This window comes from Streptomyces flavochromogenes, assembly GCF_000717595.1.
Taxonomy (GTDB): Bacteria; Actinomycetota; Actinomycetes; order Streptomycetales; family Streptomycetaceae; genus Streptomyces; species Streptomyces flavochromogenes.
Genome location: NZ_JNZO01000059.1, coordinates 1 through 14455, shown reverse-complemented (window position 1 = coordinate 14455; position 14455 = coordinate 1). Strand labels below are relative to the sequence as shown.

14 protein-coding genes, 1 tRNA gene and 3 pseudogenes are annotated in these 14455 nt (G+C 67.1%); 7 read left to right on the top strand and 11 right to left on the bottom strand.

Annotated elements, in window-relative coordinates:
* The first annotated feature begins 965 nt into the window (after positions 1-965).
* From IF00_RS0139610 to IF00_RS48200, 3 genes are all read left to right on the top strand, one after another.
* Positions 966-3488: a DUF4332 domain-containing protein gene (locus tag IF00_RS0139610; RefSeq protein WP_158710595.1), complete on the top strand. Its 2523-nt coding sequence runs from the start codon at positions 966-968 to the stop codon at positions 3486-3488.
* Between the two features lie 396 nt (positions 3489-3884).
* A complete protein-coding gene (locus IF00_RS45945; protein ID WP_158710594.1) occupies positions 3885-4037 on the top strand; it encodes a hypothetical protein in 153 nt (50 codons plus the stop codon).
* Positions 4038-4040: 3 nt separating this feature from the next.
* Positions 4041-4274 carry a DUF6233 domain-containing protein gene (locus tag IF00_RS48200; RefSeq protein ID WP_388312178.1) on the top strand — a complete coding sequence of 78 codons (234 nt, stop codon included), beginning with the start codon at positions 4041-4043 and terminating at the stop codon, positions 4272-4274.
* Here IF00_RS48200 and IF00_RS45940 read toward each other — a convergent pair.
* The 4 genes from IF00_RS45940 to IF00_RS47465 all read right to left on the bottom strand — a co-directional run bounded on the left by IF00_RS45940 (position 4271) and on the right by IF00_RS47465 (position 6958).
* Positions 4271-4423 carry a hypothetical protein gene (locus tag IF00_RS45940; protein WP_158710593.1) on the bottom strand — a complete coding sequence of 51 codons (153 nt, stop codon included), beginning with the start codon at positions 4421-4423 and terminating at the stop codon, positions 4271-4273. The two genes, IF00_RS48200 and IF00_RS45940, sit on opposite strands and share 4 nt — an antisense overlap.
* Before the next feature lie 48 nt (positions 4424-4471).
* Positions 4472-4711 carry a Ku family protein gene (locus tag IF00_RS45935; RefSeq protein ID WP_030326846.1) on the bottom strand — a complete coding sequence of 80 codons (240 nt, stop codon included), beginning with the start codon at positions 4709-4711 and terminating at the stop codon, positions 4472-4474.
* Positions 4712-4761: 50 nt separating this feature from the next.
* A complete protein-coding gene (locus IF00_RS0139590; protein ID WP_030326844.1) occupies positions 4762-5199 on the bottom strand; it encodes a GNAT family N-acetyltransferase in 438 nt (145 codons plus the stop codon).
* 421 nt (positions 5200-5620) lie between these two features.
* Entirely contained in the window at positions 5621-6958 is a 1338-nt protein-coding gene (locus IF00_RS47465; RefSeq protein WP_037640323.1) for a hypothetical protein, read from the bottom strand.
* Positions 6959-7273: 315 nt separating this feature from the next.
* On the opposite strand from IF00_RS47465, the gene IF00_RS0139575 reads away from it, so the two are divergent.
* Positions 7274-7780, top strand: coding sequence for a hypothetical protein (locus IF00_RS0139575; protein ID WP_030326839.1), 507 nt, complete (start codon positions 7274-7276; stop codon positions 7778-7780).
* A 254-nt stretch (positions 7781-8034) separates the two neighbouring features.
* On the opposite strand, the pseudogene IF00_RS0139570 reads toward IF00_RS0139575, so the two are convergent.
* Positions 8035-8361: pseudogene (locus IF00_RS0139570) on the bottom strand (lamin tail domain-containing protein); the annotation flags it as partial.
* Between the two features lie 72 nt (positions 8362-8433).
* Here IF00_RS0139570 and IF00_RS0139565 point away from each other — a divergent pair.
* Together IF00_RS0139565 and IF00_RS0139560 are read left to right on the top strand one after the other, a co-directional pair.
* Positions 8434-8513 (top strand) — tRNA-OTHER (locus IF00_RS0139565).
* 486 nt (positions 8514-8999) lie between these two features.
* On the top strand, positions 9000-9404 hold the full coding sequence (locus tag IF00_RS0139560) for a RidA family protein (protein ID WP_030326835.1): 405 nt from the start codon (positions 9000-9002) through the stop codon (positions 9402-9404).
* Positions 9405-9437: 33 nt separating this feature from the next.
* Here the strand turns inward: IF00_RS0139560 and IF00_RS0139555 are convergent, their stop codons facing one another.
* On the bottom strand, positions 9438-10244 hold the full coding sequence (locus IF00_RS0139555; protein WP_030326832.1) for an IS5 family transposase: 807 nt from the start codon (positions 10242-10244) through the stop codon (positions 9438-9440).
* Between the two features lie 83 nt (positions 10245-10327).
* Positions 10328-10804, bottom strand: a pseudogene (locus IF00_RS44585) (IS5 family transposase); the annotation flags it as partial.
* A 122-nt stretch (positions 10805-10926) separates the two neighbouring features.
* On the opposite strand from IF00_RS44585, the pseudogene IF00_RS48195 reads away from it, so the two are divergent.
* Positions 10927-11694 (top strand): annotated as a pseudogene (locus IF00_RS48195) (ISL3 family transposase); the annotation flags it as partial.
* A 166-nt stretch (positions 11695-11860) separates the two neighbouring features.
* Here the strand turns inward: IF00_RS48195 and IF00_RS48190 are convergent.
* From IF00_RS48190 to IF00_RS0139535, 4 genes are all read right to left on the bottom strand, one after another.
* Positions 11861-12208: a transposase gene (locus tag IF00_RS48190; protein WP_425338362.1), complete on the bottom strand. Its 348-nt coding sequence runs from the start codon at positions 12206-12208 to the stop codon at positions 11861-11863.
* 65 nt (positions 12209-12273) lie between these two features.
* On the bottom strand, positions 12274-12786 hold the full coding sequence (locus IF00_RS0139545) for a DUF6924 domain-containing protein (RefSeq protein ID WP_030326829.1): 513 nt from the start codon (positions 12784-12786) through the stop codon (positions 12274-12276).
* 64 nt (positions 12787-12850) lie between these two features.
* Positions 12851-14068 (bottom strand): alpha/beta hydrolase, encoded by a 1218-nt coding sequence (locus tag IF00_RS0139540; RefSeq protein WP_030326827.1) that lies wholly within the window; start codon positions 14066-14068, stop codon positions 12851-12853.
* Positions 14069-14218: 150 nt separating this feature from the next.
* On the bottom strand, positions 14219-14455 hold a 237-nt coding region (locus tag IF00_RS0139535; RefSeq protein WP_030326825.1), incomplete at its 5' end, for a trypsin-like serine protease.

The window sequence follows — 14455 nt, the reverse complement described above, 5'->3', positions numbered from 1 at the left end:
ACAGCCCCACAAGACCGCACTCACACAGTCTCATCGAAACCGGGATACCCCCAGCACAAGACACCACCCGCCCCGCAACTACACCCCCACGAAACGACAACGGCCGCCACGCCGACACCGATCGACGTCGCAAACGCGTCCAGGCCGCCATCACCACCGCCCTCCGGGACGGCAGCCCCCTGACCGCCTCCGCCATCGCGCGCGCCGCGCGCGTCGATCGGACCTTCCTCTACCGGCACCGCGACCTGCTCAACCTCGTACACATCGCCGCCGGCGAGCCGACGGGACCAGCGCCAGGAAGCGGGCCGTCCGTGACCTGGGCGTCCCTTCAACTGACCTCGCCAATGCGAACGCCCGCGCCGCCCGCCTGGCCGCCCGTGTCCAACAACTGGAGAGCCACCTCTCCCGACACCTCGGCGACCGGGCGTGGCACGAGTCCGGACTCGGCGCCCCCACCGACGTTGCCGAGCTCCAGACCACGATCACCCGCCTCGATCAGCGGAACACCGAGCTGACTCGAGGCCTAGAGGAACGGCAGGCCGAACTCGACGCGGCCCGAGCTGCGAACCGGGACCTGACCCGAGCCCTGAACCAGCGCGGATGATGAGTTGCAGCCGCAGGTGTCGGATGCGGTCGCCCGTCGTGTCTCCCGCCCCACTGCCCTGCACCGTTTGCAGTCACAGTGGGGCGGATGCGTTCTGTGCGCGGTGCGTACCGAGCGGCGGGATCTGGATTCCTCCCGGTGACCACTCCGCTGGCCCACTGGCCGGGCATAGCACTCGATCAGTTCACTCCGCGTCCACCGCGGCGGGCTCAATGAAGCTCCTGCCTGGGACCTTCGATCCAGGCCAAACTGCCGCACAGTGGGCGCAGCACCTTTTTTGAACATATTCAAAGAGCCCGTTCTCTTGTGAATCGGTTGACTTACAGGCATGTGGACACGCGTTGCCCGGGCCGTATCGGTCGTGGCCTTCACCGCCTTGATGGTGGTGGCCGCCGCTCCCTTGAATCCTGCGGCGGACAGGACCTGCGCTGCGGCGAAGGGACACCTAGACGTTGGGTCACTCGACCGGGCGAAGAAGCTGTACGAATCCGTGAAGCCGGCCGACGACGAGCGCAACTGTGCCGTGGAGGGCCTTCAGCTCGTGGCAGCGGCGCGGCAGGCTGCGGCGGAGAAGGTCACAGACGGCCAGCAGCTGATTCGCTCGGGAGACCTCAATGGGGCGGAGCAGATGTTCCGCGCCGCACTGATGCTTGATGCGGCCAGCAAGGGCGCTGTGGCGGGTATTGCCCGGGTGGCAGACCTGGAGAGTCGCCCCCTGCCGACGGCCGCATCGAACTGGGACCGGTTCTACGGGGACTGGGTCCTACCCGTGGGCAGACTCGTGCTCTTCAGCGCGATCGGTCTCCTGGTGCTCGGCGCGCTCGCCGGTCTGTCCTCATGGTTCTGGGTGAAAGTGGGCTCAGTTGCCTGGCCAACTGGGGTCAGGCGTATCGCGAAGGGTGTCGGCCTCTCTCTGCTGATCGGCGCGGCGATCATGACGCCTCTGTTCGCCATGTTCAATCCCTTCACCCCGACGTGGATGCAGTGCTGGATCGCAGCGTTGGTCATCTTCGCTATCGGGCTGGTTGCAGGCTGGCTGGTGTGGTGGGGTACTCGCCAGAGCCGCTTCTGGGATTGGCGGGCCTTGCTTGTCTCACTTGGCTTTGTGGTTGTGGCAGCGATCGTGATTCTGATGGCGCCCATCGCCCCCGAGACACGTCTGATGGCGGCCCACATCGCTCTTGCTCTGATCGGCCTTCTTCTGACTTCGGCAGCGTTCGGGCAGAACCTGCGCCTCCAAGTGGAAGTGCAACAGCCTGACGGAAACGTAAACGCGGCTGCCACCGACTACCTGCTGGCTCGAATGAAGGGTCTCGGCACAGAAACACCCAAGGTTCTCGATCGGGCCACCTCCGCTCTGGCCACGAGCCCCCTGAGTAAGATTCCCACCGAAGAGCTGAGCGTGCTGCCCGCCGGCCATTTCGTCGGAGCACTGTCGCGTCTGTTCTACGCCCTTCGGCCCGATCTCACCTGGAGGGCGCGCGTGACGCTCGTGGACGACAACAGGGTAGCGACCGCTATCTCCCGCAACGGGCGGCACGCGGAAAGCGCGGTGTTCAGCAGGATGGAACTCGGGCTCCCCTTGGACACCGACCAAGACCGAGCAAGGGCGCAGATGCTTACTGGCGCTGCCGCCTTTGTCCTGCTGCACCTCAGCGAAGTGCACCAGGAGCTGAAGGAAGATCTTTGCGGGGCTTCGAAATGGAAAAGCGTCGCGCTGCAAGTCATCGCCAAGAGCAGTTCGCTTCTGGAAGACGGGAATCGAAACGAGCGGCGTGTGGATATTCTGCACCGGGCCACGGACGAGGATCCAGGGAACGTGTTGGCACGCTTCGAGTACCTGTGGGCGGGTTATGCGAACATCCTGCACGAAGAGACGAACTTTGCGTTGTTCGCGCGGACCCTGGATAACGAGTACGAAAGATCAGGCCTGTCAGAAAAGCCCGCCGAAGAGACAGGCTGGGTGCCGCTGAGGATCCGCGTCCTGTACAGCAGCACCACCCAGTGGCTTAATGCTTACGTGGCCGCCTGGGACGAAGGCACCCATGGTGACACCTATCTGCAGAACGCTAGGATCTCTGTGGACGAGCTCTACCGATTGTGTTCGGCCTCCTGGGACCGAAAGCAGCTACAACGCCAAGCCGAGACGATGCTCCCGTTTGCTGTGAACCTCCTGCGCTGTATCGACGCCTTGAAGGGTGTGTACCTGTATAGAGTCCCGAAAAAACATTCTCACGAGGGATCCGATCCGTCACCAAAGCTGACCTACGATCACGCGTGCCTGCACATGTTCTTGGCCGACCTGCGCAGTCTGCCGCGCAAGATTCGAAAGCAGCAGCGTGACCAAGCACTGGAAGATCTGCAATTCGCGCTCGTAACAGACGACGACAGGAAGGACGCCGCGACGGACCCGTGCTTTCGAAAACTACGATCCGACGAAAGGTTCAGGCGGCTGGTACATGCGCAACCGCCTCAGGAATTCCTTGACCTGTCCGCTTTTGTCGAACATCGTACGGAGCTTCAGGAAGCGGGCGTCACCACTGCTGGCGAAGTTGTTCGCCGCACCCACACCACTCAGCTTCAGACGCAACTTGCCATATATCTGAAGGTCTCCGTCGTGCGAATCCAGCAGATGCGCGACGTAGCGCTGCTTGCGCAAGTCCACGAGGACTTGGGCGACCCTCAAATGCTGCACCTGATCCTCAGCGCGGGCATCACGTCCCGGGAAGCACTGCGTGAATTGGCACGCCGCGATGAAAACGAACTCCTGCTTCTCGTTCAAACCCGCGCTGCTAAAGAGCACCTGACCAGCCTCGAGGGCGTTCAGAACCCTCAGCCGTGGCTAACAGCCGCCAAACGCAAACGCCATTCCAGGCGATGCTGACCAGCTCACGTCCGAGTCGCGATACCCCCTGCCCGTAAGTGTCAGGAATCTCCCTACCGGGCGAGACGCCTGGATGCCGGTCTTGGAACAGCAGAGAGTTCTGGTACCGAACCTGCTGAGAGCCGCCGACCCAGCCCCGCGACGATCAGGCCAGACGCTAGGACACCCGACCCTCGTGTACCCCTCCTAGCCCCCGCCCGAGCCGCGCTATAGATCCCTCGGCCAGGTGCTGGCACCACATCTGTTGGCGCCGATACAGTGGGTGACACGGCGCTGAGCTGCACCAACCCTCCACTACGCTGCTCGCGCAACACTCGTTGCCCCAGAGAACCCCCTGTGCCAGCAGCACCAGCGCGAGGCGGCCGGGCTACAGGAGCGGAAGCTCGCGGGTGCCTGATGTCCGAGCTGCCTCCCGACCTCCCGCGGCTCCGGACCCTGGAGCACTGGCTCGTGCTGTCCCTGGACCGCGTCCGGGAACGGATAGCCGATGTCGAGACCAGGGAGGCCGCGTTGCGCCCGGTGCGGCCGCGTCCGGAGGGTCCCGGCTGAGTTCTGTCGTTTCTGCGGGAGGGCGGTCGGCCGGTCGCGGACAGCATCCACATCGGCGACTGCAGCCTCGCCGCCCGGCATCGCAAGCCGCTCAGCCGTGAGGAGGCCCGCCGGGCACTGACCGACGGCGGGATGCGGGCGTGCGAAATATGCCGGCCGACTCCGAACTCGGCATCCTCGACTGACCTGCCGGATCAGTGTGTGGGGAGCCGCCGGGCCAGATCTGCGGCAAGCTAGCCGGCGGCCTGCCCACGGGGCGTGATGTCGAGCGTCTCCAGCAGTTGCAGGTACCCGATAGCGTCCCGGGCCTCCGCCGCCGTCAGCAGGGGGAGGCGGGGCTGGTCCGCGTCCGGGTAGTCGCCGAGCACCGGCTCATCAGTCTCCACACGGCGATCAACCCCTGGCCGCGTCCCCAGGACACGACCCGAACGGGGTCAGGCGCTCTTCCGGCGGGTTGCATTTTCGCCGCGGCCTTCTTCGCGGCCGTCTTCTTCTTCGGCGCCGACACTCTCGCCGCGGCGTTCGCGGGCGTCGGCGACGGACTTCTCCAGCGCGGCCATGAGGTCGACGACCGGCGCGGGGGCCTTCTCCTCGCCCTCAGTGGGCTTCGAGGCCCGGTGCTCGGCCTTCGCCTCGATGACCTCATGGAGCGCCTCGGTGTACGGGTCGGCCACGTCCAGAGGCGACGGTCACCCGCCATCACGCTGTTCGGGAGAGGGCGTGGCTACCTGGCCGGACGGAGCTGGCAGCATGGTGCCGGCGTGAGCGGGGGTTTGATCATCGGCTCGAAGGGTTCCTCGTCGGGAAGAAAGCCAACGCGTTCGTAGAAGGTGACGTCCTCGGGTCCGACCCCCGCGACGAGGCAGCGGTCGGGGTATCGCCGTGCCAGCTCGGCCACCAGTTCCATTGCGACTCCCTTGCCCCGAGCGTGCGGAGCACTGATCAGCCTCTCGATTACGATCCTTCCGCTGCCGCCGAGGTCGGCGTACAGCCAGCCGAGGATCGCGGCATCCAGACGGCACACGAGGACGCACTCGGCCCGGTCGAGCGGGAGGATCCCGCCAGAGTGGCTGACCGCCCAGCCGGTGTCGCTGTACGTCGCGCCGATCGCGTTGATGTCGGGGAGGTCTTCCGGACCGGCATCGTAAATCCTGTAGGACATCCTGCTCAGACTAGACGGATCGGTCGCGGTAGGTGTGAAGCCTGTACAGGAGCTGGTACGCCCAGGTGGCGTCCGGTCCGGCCGACCTGGCGCGGCTGGTTGCGACGGTCGGGGAGGCCGCCGAGGTCACGGTGCTCCCCAGTAGCGGTGTTGACGCCAGCGCAGGTGGCCGCCCAGATCATCGCCGGCTACTCGCTCGGCGAGGCCGCTCCCGCAGGCAGGGGCCCTCCGACGTGGCCGAGCTGCAGACCCGGCTCCCGGAGATCGAGCGGCTCGCTAACCGCGTCGTCGAGAGGAAGGCCAGCCCCTACCCGTTGGAGCTGACGGTCCGACCGCAGCGGACAGGCAGATAGCGACGCGGCGGTGTAGGACCCCACCAAGGAGCCCATCGCCGTCGGTGTGGCCGCAGGTGGAGTCGCACCTACACGCCGGGGCCGGCGGACGGCTGGCGCCGCGGCCCTCGATCCTCCGCGCAGGTCTTGTGCGATGGCACCCCCTCCTCGTCACGAAGGTTCGTGGCCACCGAGCAGTACCGGCACGGCCGTCGCTCGGACGACCAGTGAGCGCTCGACCGCCAGTCGAGCAGGTGCTCCTCGGCGCGGTCCTGCGGCCCCGGCTGCCGAGGGATCGCAGGGGCTGCGGCCGCTGGGGGCGCGGGACGCGGTGCGGGCTGTGCGGAGAAGGACGGCGCGGAGGGCCATGCCCCGACCGGCCGGAACGGCGGCGACGGCTGAATCGGAACCGGCGGCAGCGCGACGGCAGGCTCGGCGGAGGGGGCGGCAGCGGCCTGGACGGACGGCCGGCACGTCGGCGCGCGGTGGCTGGCGCCCGTGGGCAGGTCCCGCTCGTCCTCCGGCTCGGCTGGCGGCTGGACCGGGCGACCGCTGTTGTGGTCCTCAAGCCGTTCCCGGTCGGCGTCCGTCACCCAGAACCGGTGCGTCTTCGTCCCCGTGCGGTGCTCGATGGGAACGATCAGTCCGGCCGCCGTCCCGCGCACCAGGTCGTCGAAGAACACATCCCGCGGCTTCGGGGTCACGTGCGTCTGACCGCACCGGCGTTGCGTCTGCGGGCACCGGTACAGGGCGCGGTCGTCGCAGCGCCAGAACTCGAGCGCCCGGTATCCCGACACGACGCGCAGGTCGCCCGACTTCGCGATCACCTCGGCTGGCAGGTTGTCGCTGCGCGTCCAGTGCGTGTCGCTCCGGCTCGCGTAGTCCGAGCGGTCGGTGTGCCAGGCAGGGATGATCCCGTGCTTCGCCGCCTTCGCCGCACGGGCCTTCACGCTCCGCGGCCCTTCGACGCCGGCGGTCGACAGCTGCACCTCCCACCCGATGCGGATCCCGCCCTCACCCTGGACCAGGGTGTCGGTCTGGATCCACGACCGCGGACCCACCGGCGTACGCACTTCGCTGTCGGCGCGGAACCCCACGCTCTCCGCGGTCCGGACGATCCGTTCCTGGTAGGCCTTGTGCTCGTCCGACAACGCAGCCCGGTGACGCTCCTCGTCCTCGGACCGTTCGTGCACCGCCTCACGGCGCCCATCCCGCTCGCGCAGGTACATCCACGCGACCACGCCCGCCTTCCGGCACACTCCGCCGCACTGGAGCCCCCGCCTGGACACCGGAACGTCCCTGTCGGCGTACAGCCGATCCGTCTGGTACAGCAATTCCCACAGGCCCGGCCTGCTCTCCCAGCCGAGATCCTCGCGGGTCAGATCCAGCTCGATGCGCAGCATCTCGTGCCAGACGATGTTCGCCAACGTGGCCCGCCTCCCGCCCTCGAAGAACTCCTCCCTCGAAGGTAGAACCAGGCACTGACAATCCGGCAGACATAGGATCAGCCATACGAATCCGGACAGCCTGTTCGTGTCGGCCGCCTTCGAAACGACCCGTCAACACTGTCTGGTGATGCCCCTTGAGACCGCTCGGTCTGTGGGCGAAGACGCAGGACCTCTCCGCAGGACAGGCCGAGCCAAGGAGAATTTGAGGAATCGCCCGCTCACGCAGGCCGAACAGACGACGATGAGCTCCGGGTCGGGCTGCAAGGGAGAGCGGCCCCAAGGCGAGGAGCGAACATGGGCGGAGAGCACCTGATTACCGACGACGAGACCCGGAACATCGCCGAGGGCTTCCTCAGCACATCTCCCTGGTTGGGAGACGTCACATGGGACCGGGATGTTATCGGGCCCGGCTCCGCATACCTACGGGACTTCAACGGGATCGTCCAGGACGATGCCGAACTCGGCGAAGGAGAGCGGTGGTCCTGGACGGTCACGTTCTCTGACCCGGCCGGTACGTCGCGGTCCCTCTCTCACGAGCAGGTACTCGAAGGCCTGAAGCGGATCGTGTACGGGGAGCTGCCAAACCCTGAGCTGTGGCAGGCGCTGAGTATCCGGCAGTGGTTCACCGAGCCGCCCAAAGAGCGGACCGGACTCCAGCTTTCCGTGGCGGACCGTTCGATGATCTGCCAGTACGCCCTCTACGAAAAGACCGTCTTCCCCACCGGCCGTGAGGAGCTCTTCGGCAAGAAGCTGGACCTCTTCGAGAGCCAGCGCCCGGATGCCGAGGCGCTCGGCGAGTAGAAGGCAGCGGTACCAATTCGGCTCGACCAGGCTGGTCCACCAGCGCAGGCAGATCCGGATGGAGACCGCACACCACCCGCATCTGAGCCAGCAGCGGGAACACACTGCCTCTGTACGGTCGGCCCCCACCCACCGCCTTCGGGAGTGCGGGCCGAAGGCTCCCCTCAGGGCCCTCTTGCGTACCTGACGATCAAATGCCGGTGCCCCGTCTTCCGCTGGGGACGTAGCGGAAGACGGGGCACCGGTCGGTGTGATCAGCGGCGGTGGTGGCGGTGGCCCCAGGACTCGGTGTCGATGGTGCGGCCGCGGTCGTCGCGCAGGGTCGCGGTGTCGGAGTGGTTGTCCCACACGTAGTTGCGGCGGTCCTGGAACAGGTCGGTGCGGGTATCGCGGCCCTCACCGGTGTGGACGCGGACGGTGGAGCGGCCGGCGAGACGGTAGTCGTTGAACTTGTAGCGGTGGCCGTCCTCGTCCTTGAGGGTCCAGCCGTTGAGGTTGATCGCCTGGCGGGTGTTGTTGGTGATCTCGACCCACTCGGCGTTCAGCGACCGCACGGAGCGGTTGTCGCGTCCGGGGCTGTCGGCCGTCGCCGGCGCCTGACTCCACAACCCAGGTGCGCTGCTTCACCCCCGACCCGTACGATGCCGGACATCCCTCGTCGTCCAGCGGCCAAGGACACCGGTCTCCGGTTCGCCCGGAATCGGAAACCCGGGTTCGAATCCCGGCGAGGCAATCCGCCCGCGTCTTTCTGCGCCACCCGTCGTGCGGTCACGCGCCGGGTCTGCATGGCTTGGGAGCTGCAGGGTCTCGCGGTTTGCGACATGAAACAACACGCTGACCAGTGGATTTCTGAGTGGACTCGCAGTGCGTGTCAACGTCCTGTCTCAAATCCGTGGCACTTCATCAGGGCAGCGCTGGAAGATGTGGGTGTGCAGCTCTCCCACGTGTATCGCGTCACTGAGCTTCTTTCATCCTCTCCTGGCGGGTGAAGCGGGCTGGCCGACGGGTGCAGCGAGGAGGCGGGGTCCCTCATCGTCGGCGTAGTGACCCACTCATCACACCGGCGCCCGGAAGAGCCCACTGCAGCCAATTTTGTGCGCACAGAGAACACTGGGAGGGCGCTACCAGACAAGCATCGTGCGTACGAACCCGTAACTTCTGCATGCAAGGGGCCTGCCTGTGACCGACGGCCCCGCGCACCGCATCGAGGGAGTGAACCATGGGTTCTCAGGTCAAGACGTTCGGGTTCGGCATGCCGTGGGAGTCGTTGTACGGCTACAGCCAGGCCACCCAGGTCGGTGAAACGGTCTATGTGTCGGGGCAGCTCTCTCATGACCGTCACGGCGACTTCGTGGGCGCCGGTGACTTCGAACTGCAGGTCCGCACCACGCTGGAGAACCTGGACCTGGTGCTGAGGCAGTTCGGGGCCGAGCGTGGCCAGATAGTGGAGACCACGGTTCTGGTGAGGAACCTGCGTGAGAACTTCGACACGACAGCACGCCTCCACGCGGAGTACTTCGGGGAGCACCGGCCCGCCAGCACGGTCATGGGCGTTTCCGACTTGGCGCTGCCGGACCAGCTCGTGGAGATCGGCGCGCTCGTGCGTCTCGACGTGAAGGCATAGGGGAGGAGGTCGGTCTGATTCCTTCGGCCTCCTTCATCCTGAATAGCTGCAGGTCAGCAGCGTATGGACAGCCTGAACGATGGTGCCGATGCGGCGGGTGGAGCATCTGGCTCGCCGAAGCAGCCGCCAGGATTTCAACTGGGCGAAGGCGCGTTCGCCGGGCGCTCTCAGCCGGGCGTGGTCGCGGTTGAACTGCTGGTATTGCTGAGGCTGTTCGCGGTGACGGTAGTACGGGGTGCGGAAGGTGGCGCCGGCGCCCTGGTAAGCGCGGTCCGCGAGGACGAGGATCTGCCGGGTCAGGCAGGCCTGGACGATGCCATGGGCGCGGGCTGCGGTCAGGTCGTGAGTGCGACCGGGTGTCGCGCGGGAGAACCACAGCGGTGTGCCATCAGGACGAGTGACGACCTGCACGTTCATGCCATGCTTGCGGTGCCTTTGCGAGTAGTAAGGCTCGTCGGCGTGGATCCGGTCGATGGGGATCAGGGTGCCGTCAACGATGACGTGGTCGCCCTCACCGAGGCCGGTAAGGGCTTCGTGGAGGCCGGGCGCCCAGGAGACCAGGACGTCCAAAGTTTCGTCCACGTAGCGCCAGGCAGTGGCCTGGGATATCCCGAAACCCGCTCCGAGCTGGGAGAACGTCTCGCTCTTGCGCAGGTGGACGAGGGTCAGCAGCGCCTGCTGGAAGCAGCCGAGCTTGCGCCAGCGAGTGTTGCGGGCCAAGCGATGTTCGTACAGCAGCCAGGAAACATGTTCGACGAGCTCATGCGGGACGTCGAGCGTGGCAGGGTACGGAACCAAGAGGGCCCCTCCGATCGCCGGTGTGATGACTGGAATCACCACGCCAACGACGAGGGGCCCTGCCTTGTCACCACAGCCACTGACCAGCTCATTTCATCCTCCAGCACAGGATGAAAAAGGTTCACTCAACGCCGGGTCCAGATGAGGATGGCAGCAAGGTGGAGTGCGGCCTGGTAAGCGATGGCGAGCTTGTCCGTCCGCATGGCGAGGCCGCGCCACTGCTTGAGTCGGGCGATGCACCGCTCGACGGCATTGCGCTCTTTGTATGTCTCGGCGTCGAAACTGGGCGGGCGGCCTCCGGTGCGGCCTCGCCGCAGGCGATGGCCGATCTGGTCGGCGGGCTGCGGGATGACCGCACGGATACCGCGTCGACGGAGGTGCCCGCGAATCGCGCGGGAAGAGTAGGCGCGATCCGCAAGGACGGCCGCGGGGCGGGTTCTTGGCCTGCCGAGTCCGCTCCGCGGGATCCGGATTCCCGCTGCCTCAAAGGCCGGCGCGTCACCAGCCTGACCTGCGGTGACGTGGATGGACAGAGGCCGTGCCCGGCTGTCGCTGGCCAGGTGGACCTTCGTGCTCAAGCCACCGCGGGAGCGTCCAAGCGCGTGGTCCTCTGGCTCGAACCGGCCTGGTGTCGGCGTACGGACTTTTCTCCCCAGTTGCGTACGGACGAACGGGCTCGGTCGCTGATCTTGTGACGCCATGCGGACTTGATCGTTTCGTATAGGTGTGCGTTTCAGGGGGCTTGCATGCGGTCTTGCCGCATCTGGAGGGCGTAGTCGTCGAGCAGGTGCAGCAGGGCGAAGGCGTCCTTGTGCTGCGTGCGCGTTCGCGTAGGCGCACAGCGCGGTGTTCGCGGTGCGGGAAGTACTCGGGTCGAATACATGGCCGGTACGAGCGGCGGGTTGGGGACGCGCCGCTGGGTGGTCTGCCGGTGGTGATCGTGCTGTTGGTCAGGCGATTCAAGTGCCTGACGGCTGGCTGTGCGACAGTCACGTTCGCCGAGCAGATTCCAGGGCTGACGCGCCCGCATGCCCGGCACACGCCGGTGCTGCGGGACCTGCTGGTCCGCGTCGCGCAAGGACTCGCGGGACGGCCTGGTGCACGACTCGCCCGAAGACTGGGCATGTCTGCGGCGAAGGACACCATGCTGCGGCTGCCGCGGGCCAGCCCACTGCAGGAACCGGGAGCCGTGCGGGTTCTTGGCATCGACGAGTTCGCCCTGCTCAGGGGCCACACCTACGCCACGCTGCTGGTCGATCTCGAAGCTCGCCGGCCGATCGACGTGCTACCCGGCCGGGAGGCCGCTCCGGTGGCCCGCTGGCTGGCGGACCACCCCGAAGTGGAGATCATCTGCCGTGACCGGGCCTCCGCCTATGCCGAGGCGGCCAGGCAAGCCGCTCCGCAAGCCGTCCAGGTCGCGGACGCCTGGCACCTGTGGAACAACCTCGCCAAGGCCGTGGAGAAGACCGTCACCGGCCACTACGCCTGCATTCGTGCCGCCCACGCCGCTGTGCACAAACCCGAGGAATCCCCGCCGCTGACAGCACCGGACGGGATTCTCGATGTCCGAGGGCGCCCCCGTCGTATCGTCGCCACGATCCGCGAGCGCCACCGTGACGTTCATCAACTCCTCGCCCAGGGCCGTTCCCTGCGCGGCATCAGCCGCGACCTGGATCTGGACTACTACGCCGTTCGCCGATACGCGCGGACGCCGAACGCCGAAGAGCTGTTGGTGAAGGTGACCCAGCGCCGGACCCTGCTGGACGACTACAAGTCCTACATCTACCAGCGGTTCGTCCAAGGCTGCCGCAACGCCAGCCAGCTCTACCGAGAAGTCCACGACGGACGCCCTTCCACGAACCGAAGTGCTCGGGCAGGTCCGTCCAGGGGATCCCGGTGCGGTACTTGAACACGATCGCGTCGATCACCTGCCGATGATCCCGCCAGCGCCCACCCCGCCTCGGCGTCCGGTCCGGCAACAACGGCTCGATCCGCGCCCACTGCACATCACTCAACAACACGCCCGACGAACGACCCGCACCTTCCGAGGCAACGGCTGCCGCTGCACCAGTCAGACGGGCCGCAGGACCTGATCAGACTCTGCGGAAGCGGCCACGGCGAACTCGGCGAAGCCCATGTTGCCGAGCGTCACGTTCACATGGACCGAGTGCACCGCGGCGGGCGCGGCCCGGAACTCCCGGGGCTCCGGCGACTCGATGAGCTCCTGGTAGTAGACGGGATCAAGGTCGTCGCCCTCGTCCTCCCAGACCGTCGTCAAAGCCAGCAGCGCCCGCCTCGGCGACTGCATCGTGTGATGATCGGCGAGGAAGACGACGGTCAGATATTCGTCTTCGTCCACCGCGGCAAGAACCTCATCAGCTGTCGCTCCCGACCAAGCACGCGCATCAACCACCTGCACACTTCCGGGAAACTCGCCGTCCGGCCCCCACGGCCGGCGAAGCTCCCCGACCACCGCATTCCACGACTCGTCGTCGCTGAAGTCGGTCCTGATGACGAGAGCGTCGAACATGTCGCGTCCGACGATCTCAGGCAGCACTCGCTCAAGGCCCTCCGGCATCGTCATGCCCAGGACTCTCCCACGCCGCACCGACAACCACCCCCTGCGGGAGTGATCCAGAAGAAACGGCCTAGCCGTTCAGCATGTCCTCGGACCGCGTGTCGTCGGTGAGATACCGCCGGAAGAACGCCTCCGCGTAGGCCGCTCCGACGCGGCGCTGGCCCGCTTCGGTCAGCTGGGGCGCGTAGGCGGAGCCACCGGGTTCGGTGCACTGGCCGGGCCGGTCGGCATCGTGTCCGGCGTCGTCGCGGGCGGCGACCTCTCTGCTCTCCGGCGACCACTGCGTGTTGAAGTAGTTGTGGTTCGCCCCGTCTATCGCGACCTGGTGGAAGCCGGCGGTGCTCCGGGCGGTGGCGTCGGCGGCGAAGGAGAGGGCCTCAGTACCGACCTGGCCGTCGCAGGTCCCGCGCAGCACGGCCATGGGAGTCTTCGTGATCTCATACGCGGTCATGTCCTCGGTCATGACGTTGTAGGCGGGGGCCAGGGCCAGGACCGCCCTGACCTTGACTCCGGTGGGCCATTGGTTCTTGTGACGGTCGGCCGCCTGCCACGTCACGCCCGCGCCGCCACGGGAGTGGCCCATGGTGCCGACCTTGTTGAGGTCGACGCGGTGCCGGAAGTCGACGCGGCGCGGCTTGCCCGTGGTCGCGTCGCGGAACGAGCCGACGAGGCCGCCACGGCCCGAGGTGCCGAGCTGCTGCCACAGGGCCAGGTGCCTGTTGATCAGCTCTGCCCGTGCGGAGGCGTTCTCGTCGCCCCATACCGAGGAGGCGTTGATGCCGTTGGCGCGGATGGACACCACGACGAAGCCGCGGCGGGCCAGTTCCTCGCCGAGGTAGTCGTAGCCCCGGTCGTTGGCGATCGGGCGGGTGCCGGGTGCGCAGGGCCAGCTGAACAGCTTCAGGCTCGCGGCTTCGTACGCCTCCCAGTCCTGGGCGAGTTCGGCAGCCGTGCGGGCCTCCGCTGCCGCCCGGTCCGCGCAGGTCTCGTGCCAGCCGTGTAGTTGGACGACGAGGGGCCGTGGCGTGGTTCCGAGATCCGTCGGGTAGTGCACGGTGCCGGCGATCTCGACCGGCTCGCCGGTTCCCGGCAGCCGATAGGCCTGGTCACCCAGGTTGTAGGTAACGGCGGCGACGCCCCGCGGGCCCTGGGCGGCGTCGGGGGTGGCTGCGGTCGCGGGGCTTCCCGTCAGGGTTTGCGGTACGAGGAGGGCCGCCGTGGACGCGGCGAGAGCGCAGGCTCGTATCGGGCGGCGGCGGGCGGCCGTCGTGGTGTCGGCGTGGTTCAAGAGTCGGTCTCCATAAGCCTGAGCGAAACGGTTTGCCGTGCGTGTGGGGTGCCGAGAGCGGCTCCCGGCGCCCCACACCATGGCTTCATCTCGACAGACGTCTGACGGGGCTCGGGGTTGCGTCGTGCCCAGGGGAAGCCGTGACCGGGGTCAGGAGGCGTGCCTGAGGGTCGCGCGGATCCAGTCCGCGTACACGGGCACGTTGACGTAGAGACCCGGCCCGGCCGAGCAGGCGACCCCCGGGGCGCCGGGACCCGAGGTGGCCCCGACCAGCTCCCACCGCCCATACCTGCCCTTCTGGAGCTGCGGCCCGCCGGAGTCCCCGAAGCACGCCATGGCGTCGGGAACCCGGCTGATCGTGCACAGCCGGGTCCGGTCCGCGTAGCC